The organism is Micromonospora sp. ATLC20, assembly GCF_057196585.1.
Genome location: NZ_JBXUOV010000190.1, coordinates 1 through 10759 on the forward strand (window position 1 = coordinate 1; position 10759 = coordinate 10759).

Genomic DNA, 10759 nt, shown 5'->3' on the forward strand with positions numbered 1-10759 from the left:
GCCCGGCCGGCGCGCCCGGCCCGCCCGCCGGCTACCGGGAGGCGGAGCTGATGCGGGCGCTGGCGCGCGAGGCCGGGCTCGACGCGTACGCCCGGTCGGCGGCCGAGACCCGCTCCCGCACCACGCTGCAGAACCTGGCGCACACCGTCCAGGACGGACTGCTGGGCGCGGCGGAGTTCACCGCGCGGCGCCCGCTCGGGCTGGTCTCCCACCCGTGGCACCTGCCCCGCGTCCGGTTGCTGGCCGCACGCGTGCTCGGCCTGTCCGGCCCGGCGCTGGCCGACGTGCCGGTGACCGCGCCCGATCCGGTGCCCGTCCGGCGGGAGCGGGCCGCCCGGGCGTTGAGCCGGATCGGCTTCCTCGGTGTGCGTACCCCGGAGGCGTCGCTGCGCCGCGAGCGCGCGCTGACCCGCGCGGCCGAGCGGATCGGACGCCTCACGCCCCGGCGGTGATTCACCGCCGCGCGCCCGGGGTACGAGCGTCCTCGATCGACCCGGCGGACCGTGCCGGCGGGCGAGTCCACCCGGGAGGTTCCGTGATCGTGCTCGTGCCGGTGTACCGACCGGGTGACCGGCTGCCACCGCTGGTCGGCGACCTGCGGGACGCCCTGCCCGGGGCGGACGTGCTCGTCGTCGACGACGGCAGCGGCCCGGCCGCCGCCGGGGTGCTGGACGCGGCCCGCGCCCGGGGCGCGACCGTGCTGCGCCGCCGGGTCAACCGGGGCAAGGGCGTGGTGCTGCGCACCGGCTTCCGGTACGCCTCGACGCACCACCCGGGACGCGATGTGGTCTGTGTGGACGCCGACGGCCAGCACGGTGTGCCCGACGTGTGCGCCGTGGCGGACCGGATGCGCGTCACCGGAGCGCCGACTCTCGGCGTCCGCGAGTTCGACGGTGAGGTCCCGGCGCGCAGCCGGTTCGGCAACGCGGCGACCCGGGTGGCGTTCCGGCTGGCGACCGGCCGGGACGTGCGCGACACCCAGACCGGGCTGCGCGCCTACCCGGCCGCGCTGCTCGGCTGGCTCACCACGATCCCCGGTGACCGCTTCGAGTACGAGATGACGGTGCTGCTGCGGCTGGTCCGCGCCGGGCTGCCGGTCGAGCAGGTGGCGATCACCACCCGCTACCACGGCGACAACTCGGGTTCGCACTTCTCCGCGCTCGCCGACTCGGTACGGATCTACCGGCCGCTGGCCGCCTCCGCGCTCGCCCGCCTGGCCGGGCGCGCCGAGGTGGACGACGTGCCGGCCGACGCCGTCACGACGTCGCGTCCCACACCTGCGTCTCGAACTCCCTGAGCTGGTCGCGCGGCGACGGCGGGCTCAGCCCTGCCGGGCCTTCTGCCGCCGGTCGGACTTGTTGAGGACGAACAGCTTGCCCCGGCGCCGGACCACGATCGAGTCGGCCTTGCGCTTGAGCGCGCGCAGGGAGCTTCGGACCTTCATATCCGCTCCTTCGGTTCCCGCCGGTGTCCGTCCGGCACGGGTACCCGCCGCCGGTGCGGTCATGCCCGGCCGCGCCCGCCCCGGTCGGGACGGGCGCGGCCGGGATGCCGCCACGACCCCGCTCAGGAGGTCGTGCAGGCGCTGCCGTTGAGCGTGAACGAGGCGGGCCTACCGGTGTTGCCGGTGTGGGTGGCCTGGAAGCCGATGTCCACCGAGCCGCCCGGCGGGATCGACGCGTTGTAGGACACGTTGCGGGCGGTCACCGCCCCGCTGGACGGGCTGTACGTGGCGTTCCAGCCTCCGGTGATCGTCTGACCACTCGGCAGCGTGAACGCGAGGTTCCAGCCGTTGATCGCCGTGGTGGACGTGTTGGTGACGGTCACCGCGGCGGTCAGGCCGTTGTTCCAGGCGTTCACCACGTACCCGACCCGGCAGGCCCCCGACGGCGGCGCCGTGGTGGGCGGAGGCGGCGTCGTCGGCGGAGGCGTGGTGGGCGGAGCCGTGGTGACGGCCATGGTGGGCGGCGGGCTGGTCGGCGGCGCGGTGTCCAGGCCGAAGAAGCGGATGACCTGCGCCGCGTCCACCGGCAGGTTGTGCGTGACGCCCTGCATGCTGATCGCCTCGACGGTCGCGGTGCCGCCGGTGCCGCCGTAGCGGGTACGGGTGTAGCCGGCCTGCGGGCTGTCCGTGTACGCGGGCGTCTGGCTCAGCCCGTTCACGTTCGTCCACTGGTCGATCTGCTCGCCGAAGTTCGGGTAGCGCAGCGTCTCGTCGTTGGTGCCGTGCCAGATCTGCATCCGCGGGCGCGGGCCGGTGTAGCCCGGGTACGCGTTGCGCACCAGGTCACCCCACTGCTGCGGGGTCTTCAGCACCTGGCCGTTGGCGCACTCGCTGTTCCACTCCGAGCCGTTCGTGGTGGCGAAGCAGCCGAACGGCACGCCGGCGAACGCGGCGCCGGCCCGGAACACGTCCGGGTAGTCGCCGAGCAGCACGTTCGTCATCATCGCGCCGGACGAGGTGCCGGTGGTGAAGATCCGCTGCGAGTCGACCGGGTAGCGCTGCCGCACGTAGTCCACCATCGACTTGATGCCCACCGGGTCGCTGCCGCCGTCGCGGCGCAGCGCCTGCGGCGAGGACACGTCGAAGCACTTGCTGCTGCGGGTCACCGACGGGTAGACCACGATGTAGCCGTACCGGTCGGCGAGCGACGCGAACTGGGTGCCGGAGTACATGGCCGGGCCACTGCCGGTGCAGTAGTGGTTGACCACCAGCAGCCCGGGACGGGCCGCCACGGTGTCCGGGACGTACAGGTACATGCGCAGGTTGCTCGGGTTGGCGCCGAAGTTCGTCACCTCGGTCAGCGCGGCGGCCGAGGCCGGCCCGGGGACGGCGAGCGCCGCTCCGACGGCGAGCCCGGCGGCGGCGAGCGCCGCGCCGAGCAGCCGGAGTCTGCTCATTCTGGACAGCATGCTGTTCTCCTCGGTGGTGGGAACGCCGCACGGGGCGGCGTCCTCGCCGGCGAGGCGCCTGCGACGGGCGGCCCGGACCCTCGGAGACGAGATAGACAGTCGCGGATCGATGCGACTCGAATCGGAGTCTAGGCTCCGCCCGGCGGGCCGACAACCACCGCGGCCACCCGGCGGGCGCGGTCCGCGTGGGTGAGCACGTCCACGCTGTCCACGTACTGGTCCACCGCACCCACCGGCGGCCGGTCGCGCAGTTCCGGGTCGGTGATCGCGACGCGCAGCGTCTCGACGAACCGGCCGGCGTGCAGCACCAGGAACGGCCGGTCGTGGAACGGCCGCGCGGCCGGGTCCACCGGCGGCGCCAGCGCCGCGTCGTTCGTCCAGCCGGCGACCGTCTCCAGCGCCCGGACCAGGCCGGGCTGCCGGGCCGGCCAGTCACCCGGGCCGAGTGCTGCGGCGAGCCCGTCCACCACCGGCGCCGCGCCCGGCAGCGCCGCGAACACCGTGCCGAGCCATTTCGCGTACGGGGGCCAGCGCCGGTGCAGCAGCAGGCCGAGACGCATCAGATCCCGGGCCAGTCCGGCGACCACGACCCGGCTGCCCAGATCGTCGCCGACCTCGGCGCAGCGGCCGGCCAGGTGCTCGGCCTGCGCGACCCGCTGCCACCCGGCGGCCAGCACGTGCCGCCACACGTCGTCCGGATACCAGGCGAGCCGGGAGCGGACGGCGGTGAGCGCGCCGTCGAGCCCGTCGTGGAACACCGCTCCCCCGGTCAGCTCCGCCAGCCGCTGCGTAGGCGTCGCCAGCCAGTCCGCCGTCGTCAGGCCGGCGCGCGGGTCGGCGCCGAGCCGCTCCCGCAGCCATCGGCCCAGCTCGTCCACCGTCACGCCGTGCCGGTCGCCGTCGGCGTGGACCGTGCCGAGCCGCACCGCCGGGCCGCCCGCGTACCGGGTCGGCCAGCCGAGGAACCGCGCCGGCAACTCCGCGTCCAGCGCCGCCCGTACCGGCGCCACGTCGTGCGCGCCGCCCACGAAGACCTGGGTACGCGGACCCCAGTCGTGGTCGGTGGAGCGGGGCGTGTCGAGGCCGAGCAGCTCGGAACCGCCGTCGAGCAGTCCGGCGGAGTACGGCAGGCCGGGCAGCCGCCGCGCCAGCAGCGGACCCACCACCTCGTCGTGGAACCGGCGGGCCAGGGTCAGGCCGGGTACGAAGCTCACTCCGCCAGTCTGCTCATGCCACGCCCGTCGCGCGCCCGGGTTTCCGCCTCCGGCGGTCGCCTCCCCCATCGCGTCACAGGGCTGTGGAAGGCTTGTCGCCGTGGCACATCGACAGCCGATCCTCCTGATCGACTCCCCCAGCCTCTACTTCCGCGCCTACTTCGGGATCCCCGAGTCGGCCGCGAAGACCGGCGACGGCCAGCCCGTCAACGCCGTACGCGGCTTCCTCGACATGCTCGCCCAGCTCGTGCGCACCCGCCGGCCCGACCGGATGATCTGCGCGCTCGACCACGACTGGCGGCCGGCGTGGCGGGTGGAGCTGCTGCCGTCGTACAAGGCGCATCGGGTCGCACCCGAGGGCGGCGAGGTCGTGCCGGACACGCTGTCCCCGCAGGTGCCGATGGTCCTGGAGGTGCTGGACGCGCTCGGCATCCCCGCCGTGGGCGCCGACGGCTACGAGGCCGACGACGTGCTCGGCACGCTCGCGGTGACCCAGCCGGGCCCGGTCGAGGTGGTCTCCGGCGACCGCGACCTGTTCCAGCTCGTCGACGACGCGCACCCGGTGCGTCTGCTCTATGTCGGCCGGGGCGTGGCCAAGCTGGACGACTGCGACGACGCGGCGGTCCGCACCCGTTACGGCGTGCCCGCCGACCGGTACGCCGACTTCGCGGCGCTGCGCGGCGACCCCAGCGACGGACTGCCCGGCGTCGCCGGTGTCGGCGAGAAGACGGCCGCCCGGCTGATCGACCGCTACGGCGGGCTGGACGGCATCCTGGCCGCGCTCGACGACCCCCGTTCCGGTTTCGCGCCCGGGCTGCGGGCCAAGCTCGACGCCGCCCGCGACTACCTGGCCGTGGCGCCGAAGGTGGTCCGGGTCGCCACCGACGTGCCGCTGCCCGAGCTGGACCCGGCACTGCCGACGTCCCCCGCCGACCCGGACCGGCTGCTGGAGCTGGCGCAGCGCTGGAACCTGGCCGGCTCGTGCCGCCGGCTCGTCGACGCGCTGGCCGGCGACCGATCGTGATCAGTTGATCACGAGGGGCGGTCGGCGCTCCGGCGGGTCGGGAACTGGGCGCCGGGCTGCGCCAGCGTCGAGCGCGCGCGCAGGCCGACCGGGTCCGGTGCGGGCTCGGCGGCGGCCGCGTACGGCGCCTCGTCGAGCCGCGAACTGACGTACGCGGCCCCGGCCCGGTCGTCGTCCGACGGCGCGGCGAGCAGCGCGTAGACGAGCCCGACCACGCCGAAGACCACTGCCAGCACGATCGGCACCAGCAGTCCGCTCACCTCGGTGCCGGAGGCCGGGCCGCGGCTCTCGTGCAGATGCACCGACAGCGCGCTCATGCCGGTGAAGTGCATGCCGTTGACCGCGATGCCCATGACCAGCGCCGACGCGGCGATGGCGAGCCCGCGCCGGACGGTCATCGCCAGCCAGAGCGCGACGGTGGCGGCCACGATCGCGATGACCACCGACAGCGTCACCCGCAGCGGGTCGTAGCCGAGCGAGCCGTCCAGGCGCATCGCGGCCATGCCGGTGTAGTGCATGGCGGCCACCCCGGCGCCGGTGAAGAACCCGCCGGCGAGCAGCCGGGGCGCGGCGAGCCGGCCGGTGCCCACGATCGCCAGCCCGATGCCGACCGACGCGACCGCGATCGCCGTGCTGGCGGCCGTCAGCGGCACGTCGTAGCGGATCCGGGTGCCGCCGACGGCGAACCCGAGCATCGCCATGAAGTGCATGGCCCAGATCGCGGTGCCGCCCAGCGCCCACGCGGCCAGCAGGCCCCACCAGGCGCGCTGACCGGCGCTGGTGGCGGTCCGGATCCGCCCGGCGCAGACCAGGCCGAGCGCCGAGCCGAGCACCGACAACGCGTAGCTGAGCGCGGGTGTGATCCATCCGTACTCGAAGTGATTGATCTCGCCCACGACGCCCTTCCCTCACCCTCGGCTCAGCGCGACCCACGGCGCCCCGGGCAATGATGGGATAGGCCCTGACCAGGGCGCGCATCGACCCCCCGACAATTCGCGGGGTGGTAGCGCCGTGACGCAGAGGTGCGTCGATTTCCGGCAATCGCTGACCGAAAGTGAACGTCAGGCGGAGGCGTGGTAGGCCAGCACGCCACGGTTGACCGCCGCGATGGCCTGCCGGGCGGTGCCGCGCAGCTCGGCCGAGGCGCCACCCGAGTCGGCGACCTGGCCGAGCAGGTCGACCACCTGGCGCGCCCAGCGGACGAAGTCGCCGGCCGGCATCTCCCCGTCGATCTGGTGGCCGCTCGCCAGCACCTTCGCCAGCGCCTCGCCGCGCGCCCACCGGTAGATCGGCCAGGCGAAGCCGAGATCCGGCTCCCGGGTGACGGCCAGGCCGCGTGCCGCCTCGTCCGCCTCGATGTCGCCCCACAGCTTGAGCGTCTCGTCGACCGCGTCGGCCACCGCGCCGCGCGGCAGCGACGCCCGCTCGTCGAAGTCCCGCCGGGCCTCGAAGACCACCACCGACACGGCGGCGGCCAGCTCGGCCGGGGACAGGCCGTCCCACACCCGGCGGCGCAGGCACTCGGCCACCAGCAGGTCGGCCTCGGTCCAGATCCGGGCCAGCATCCGCCCGGCGTCGGTGACCTCGCCGTCGGCGGCCAGGTAGCCGCGCGCGGTCAGCAACGCGACGATCCGGTCGAAGGTACGGGCCAGCGAGCCGGTCCGCCCGGACACCCGCTCGCGCAGCTCCTCGGTGTCGCGTTCCAGCCGGCGCCGCCGCTCCGCCCAGCGGGCGTGTTCCTCCCGGTCCGGGCAGGCGTGGCACGGGTGCGCGCGCAGCTCGACGCGCAGCTGGCTGAGCCGGTGGTCCTCGCCCGCCGCCTGCCGGGACCGGCCGCCCCGCCGGCCGCCGTGCCGATCCAGGCCGGTGCCGCTGACCGCGGCGGCCAGGTCCCGCCGGGCCGCCGGCGAGCGGTGGTTGAAGTGCTTCGGCACCCGGATCCGGGTGAGCACCTCGGCCGGGGTGGTGAAGTCCCCGGGGGTGACCCGCCCGGCCCAGCGGTCCTGGGTGAGCACCAGCGGCCGGGGCTCGCCGAACCCGCCGGTGGCCGGGTCCAGCACCACCGCCAGGCCGGCCCGCCGCCCGGACGGCACCCGGATCACGTCACCGACCCGCAGCCGCTCCAGCGAGGCGACCGCCGCCGCCTTGCGCTGGGTCTGGCCCTGCCGGGCGATGGCGCGTTCCCGGTCGGCGATCGCCACCCGCAGCGCGAAGTACTCGTCGAAATCGCCGTGGTGGCAGGCGGCCTCCGCGCCGTACGCCTCGATCGTCTCGGTGTTGCGCTGCACCTGCCGGGCCAGGCCGACCACCGACCGGTCGGCCTGGAACTGCGCGAACGAGGACTCCAGCAGTTCCCGGGCCGGCGCCGCGCCGACGCTGCCGACCAGGTTGACGGCCATGTTGTACGAGGGCCGGAAGCTGGAACGCAGCGGGTAGGTGCGGGTGGAGGCGAGCCCGGCCACGTGCCGGGGGTCGGTCTCCGGCGACCAGACCACCACCGCGTGGCCCTCCACGTCGATGCCCCGGCGGCCCGCCCGGCCGGTGAGCTGGGTGTACTCGCCGGGGGTGAGGTCGACGTGCGCCTCGCCGTTGAACTTCACCAGGCGTTCCAGCACCACGCAGCGGGCCGGCATGTTGATGCCCAGCGCGAGCGTCTCGGTGGCGAAGACGGCCTTGACCAGCCCGCGGACGAACAGTTCCTCGACGACCTCCTTGAACGCCGGGAGCATGCCGGCGTGGTGCGCGGCCAGGCCCCGCTCCAGGCCGTCGAGCCACTCCCAGTAGCCGAGCACGGACAGGTCCTCGCCGGGGATGGCGGTGACCCGGGACTCCACCACCCGGCGGATCTCGGCGCGTTCGTCAGGGGAGGTGAGGCGCAGCCCGGCGGCGAGGCACTGCTGCACCGCGGCGTCGCAGCCGGCCCGGCTGAAGATGAACAGGATGGCCGGGAGCAGCCCCTCCCGGTCGAGCCGGTCGACGATGTCCGGGCGCATCGGGCCGCGCCAGCGGGGACCGCGCCGCCCGCCGCCGGGGCCGGCGCTGCGACCCTCGCCCAGCTCCAGCCGGCGCATCGTGTCCCGGGTGTAGCGCAGCAGCTCGGGGTGCACGTCGTGCTTGCGGGCCGCGTCGGCGTCGTGGAACAGGTCGAACATCCGCTTGCCGACGAGCATGTGCTGCCACAGCGGCACCGGGCGGTGCTCGGAGACCACCACGGCGGTCTCGCCGCGGACGGTGACCAGCCAGTCCGCGAACTCCTCGGCGTTGGAGACGGTGGCCGACAGCGACACGAGCGTGACCGACTCGGGCAGGTGGATGATCACCTCTTCCCAGACCCCGCCGCGGAACCGGTCGGCCAGGTAGTGGACCTCGTCCATCACCACGTACGCCAGGCCCTCCAGGGTGGCCGAGCCGGCGTAGAGCATGTTGCGCAGCACCTCGGTGGTCATCACCACCACCGGCGCGTCGCCGTTTATCGCGTTGTCGCCGGTGAGCAGGCCGACGTGCTCGGCACCGTAGCGGTCCACCAGATCGTGGTACTTCTGGTTGGACAGCGCCTTGATCGGCGTGGTGTAGAAGCACTTGCGCCGGGTCGCGGGCGCGTCGCCGCCGGGGCGGCCGCGCAGCGCCAGGTGCACCGCGAACTCACCCACCACGGTCTTGCCGGCGCCGGTGGGCGCGCAGACGAGCACGCCGCTGCCCCGCTCCAGCGCCTCGCACGCCTCGCGCTGGAAGTCGTCGAGATCGAACCCGAGATCCAGTGAGAATTCGTCCAGGGCCGGGAAGGCGGAGGCCTGCGCGGCCCGGCGGCGCGCCGCGGCGTACCGCTCGGCGGGGCTCGACATGGCACCAAGATTAATCGGTGCTGCCGAGGAGTACCGGTCAAGGCCATCCGGCAGGACGGTCGGAGCGGTCGGTAGGGTGCACGACGTGCCGGACCGTACCGAACTGCCCCACGTCTCGAGCGGCGCCGACGACGCCGTCCGCCCGGGCCCGTCCCGCCGGCCCGTGGAGGCGGTGCTCTTCGACTTCCACGGCACCCTCGCCCAGGTGGAGGAGCCGCTGGCCTGGGTGCTCGCCGCCGCGGCCGCCTGCGGCGTCGAACTGGACCGGATCCGGGCCACCTCGCTGGCCGACCGGCTGCTCACCGCCGGGCGTGCCGGTGGCCCGCTACCGGCGCGGGTGCCGCCCCGGCTGGCCGAACTGTGGGCCGACCGGGATCTCTACCCGCACGCGCACCGGGGCGCGTACACCGGGCTGGCCGAGACCGTGGACACCGGCATCGACGGGTTCGCCGACGCGCTCTACGAGCGGGTGCTGGTGCCGGAGGGCTGGGTGCCGTACCCGGACACCGCTCCCGTGCTGGGTGCGCTGCGCTCGGCCGGGGTGAAGGTGGCGGTGGTCAGCAACATCGGTTTCGACCTGCGGCCGCTGTTCGCCGCCTGGGACCTCGACGCGCTCGTCGACGCGTACGCGCTGTCGTACGAGGTGGGGCGCTGCAAGCCGGACCCGGGCATCTTCCTGCGGGCCTGCGGGATGCTCGGCGTCGACCCGGAGCGCACGCTGATGGTGGGCGACACGCCGGCCGACGCGGGCGCGGTGGCAGCGGGGTGCGGGGTGCTGGTGCTGCCCAGCGCCGACGCGGGCCGCCCGAACGGGCTCGGCGCGGTGCTCGACCTGGCCGGGGCCACCTGAGCACACCCCCCAGCGGCGCGAACGCGTCGCGGCGCACCGGATACCGTCAGGGGCATGACCGGTGTCCACCCCTTGCCGCCGCGTGCGCCGGGACGGCTCGGCGGGGTCGCGCTGGTCCTCGGCGGGGCGCTGTCGGTGCAGTTCGGCTCCGCGCTGGCCGCGCTGCTGTTCCCGCGTACCGGGGTGGCCGGCGCGGTGACGTTGCGGCTGACCATCGGCGCGCTGCTGATGCTCGTGGTGTGCCGCCCCCGGGTACGCGGGTACGGACGCCGCGACTGGGCGGCGGTGCTGGCGTTCGGGCTGGCCCTGGCCGGCATGAACTCGATCTTCTACCAGGCGATCGAGCGGATCCCGCTCGGCCCGGCCGTCACCCTGGAGGTGCTCGGGCCGCTGGCGCTGTCGGTGATCGCCGCGCGCCGGGTGGCCGCCTGGTGCTGGGCCGCGCTGGCACTGGCCGGTGTGGTCCTGCTCGGCCAGGGCGGGTTCGACCGGCTCGACCCGGCCGGCGCCGCGCTGGCGCTGACGGCGGGCGCCATGTGGGCCGCGTACATCGTCTGCTCGGCGCGCATCGGCGCGCGGTTCCCCGGCGCGGACGGGCTGGCCCTCGCGCTGACCGTCGCGGCGCTGCTGACGCTGCCGTTCGGGCTTGCGGACGGCGGTGGTCGCCTGGCCGACCCGGTGGTGCTGGGGCTCGGTACCGGGCTGGCGCTGCTCGCCTCGGTGCTGCCGTACAGCCTGGAGCTGGCCGCGTTGCGGCGGCTGCCGACCGCGACGTTCGCGGTGATGATGAGTCTCGGTCCGGCGATCGCCGCCGTGGCCGGTTGGCTGGTGCTCGGCCAGGCGCTGCGCCCGGTCGAGGTGCTCGCCATCGCGCTCGTGGTCGCCGCGAGCGCCGGCGCGGTCCGCGCCGCCGCGC

10 protein-coding genes are annotated in these 10759 nt (G+C 75.0%); 5 read left to right on the top strand and 5 right to left on the bottom strand.

Annotation, left to right across the window (positions count from 1 at the left end):
- Together AC2CHG_RS26635 and AC2CHG_RS26640 are read left to right on the top strand one after the other, a co-directional pair.
- Positions 1-452, top strand: a 452-nt coding sequence (locus AC2CHG_RS26635; RefSeq protein WP_484525822.1) for an ElyC/SanA/YdcF family protein, incomplete at its 5' end; no start/stop codon positions are given.
- An 83-nt stretch (positions 453-535) separates the two neighbouring features.
- Positions 536-1297, top strand: a complete 762-nt coding sequence (locus AC2CHG_RS26640; RefSeq protein WP_484525823.1) for a glycosyltransferase family 2 protein — start codon at positions 536-538, stop codon at positions 1295-1297.
- Positions 1298-1321: 24 nt separating this feature from the next.
- Here AC2CHG_RS26640 and AC2CHG_RS26645 read toward each other — a convergent pair whose 3' ends face one another.
- The 3 genes from AC2CHG_RS26645 to AC2CHG_RS26655 form a co-directional block, all read right to left on the bottom strand.
- Complete coding sequence (locus tag AC2CHG_RS26645) at positions 1322-1444, bottom strand: ribosomal protein bL36 (protein WP_043324353.1); 123 nt, start codon at positions 1442-1444, stop codon at positions 1322-1324.
- Positions 1445-1566: 122 nt separating this feature from the next.
- On the bottom strand, positions 1567-2913 hold the full coding sequence (locus AC2CHG_RS26650) for an extracellular catalytic domain type 1 short-chain-length polyhydroxyalkanoate depolymerase (RefSeq protein WP_484525824.1): 1347 nt from the start codon (positions 2911-2913) through the stop codon (positions 1567-1569).
- 128 nt (positions 2914-3041) lie between these two features.
- On the bottom strand, positions 3042-4127 hold the full coding sequence (locus AC2CHG_RS26655; protein ID WP_484525825.1) for a DUF4037 domain-containing protein: 1086 nt from the start codon (positions 4125-4127) through the stop codon (positions 3042-3044).
- Between the two features lie 100 nt (positions 4128-4227).
- On the opposite strand from AC2CHG_RS26655, the gene AC2CHG_RS26660 reads away from it, so the two are divergent.
- Positions 4228-5151 carry a 5'-3' exonuclease gene (locus tag AC2CHG_RS26660; RefSeq protein ID WP_484525826.1) on the top strand — a complete coding sequence of 308 codons (924 nt, stop codon included), beginning with the start codon at positions 4228-4230 and terminating at the stop codon, positions 5149-5151.
- Between the two features lie 8 nt (positions 5152-5159).
- On the opposite strand, the gene AC2CHG_RS26665 is transcribed toward AC2CHG_RS26660, so the two are convergent.
- Both AC2CHG_RS26665 and AC2CHG_RS26670 read right to left on the bottom strand, forming a co-directional pair.
- Positions 5160-6047, bottom strand: coding sequence for an MHYT domain-containing protein (locus AC2CHG_RS26665; RefSeq protein WP_484525827.1), 888 nt, complete (start codon positions 6045-6047; stop codon positions 5160-5162).
- A 165-nt stretch (positions 6048-6212) separates the two neighbouring features.
- On the bottom strand, positions 6213-8993 hold the full coding sequence (locus AC2CHG_RS26670) for a DEAD/DEAH box helicase (protein WP_484525828.1): 2781 nt from the start codon (positions 8991-8993) through the stop codon (positions 6213-6215).
- Positions 8994-9078: 85 nt separating this feature from the next.
- Between AC2CHG_RS26670 and AC2CHG_RS26675 the strand changes: the two genes are divergently transcribed.
- Both AC2CHG_RS26675 and AC2CHG_RS26680 read left to right on the top strand, forming a co-directional pair.
- Positions 9079-9843: an HAD family hydrolase gene (locus AC2CHG_RS26675; RefSeq protein ID WP_484525829.1), complete on the top strand. Its 765-nt coding sequence runs from the start codon at positions 9079-9081 to the stop codon at positions 9841-9843.
- 54 nt (positions 9844-9897) lie between these two features.
- Positions 9898-10759, top strand: an 862-nt coding sequence (locus AC2CHG_RS26680; RefSeq protein WP_484525830.1) for an EamA family transporter, incomplete at its 3' end; no start/stop codon positions are given.

Coding starts and splice junctions, on each gene's coding strand:
- AC2CHG_RS26670 (WP_484525828.1), bottom strand. CDS start 8,993: ATGTCGAGCCCCGCCGAGCGGTACGCCGCGGCGCGCCGCCGGGCCGCG.
- AC2CHG_RS26650 (WP_484525824.1), bottom strand. CDS start 2,913: ATGCTGTCCAGAATGAGCAGACTCCGGCTGCTCGGCGCGGCGCTCGCC.
- AC2CHG_RS26645 (WP_043324353.1), bottom strand. CDS start 1,444: ATGAAGGTCCGAAGCTCCCTGCGCGCGCTCAAGCGCAAGGCCGACTCG.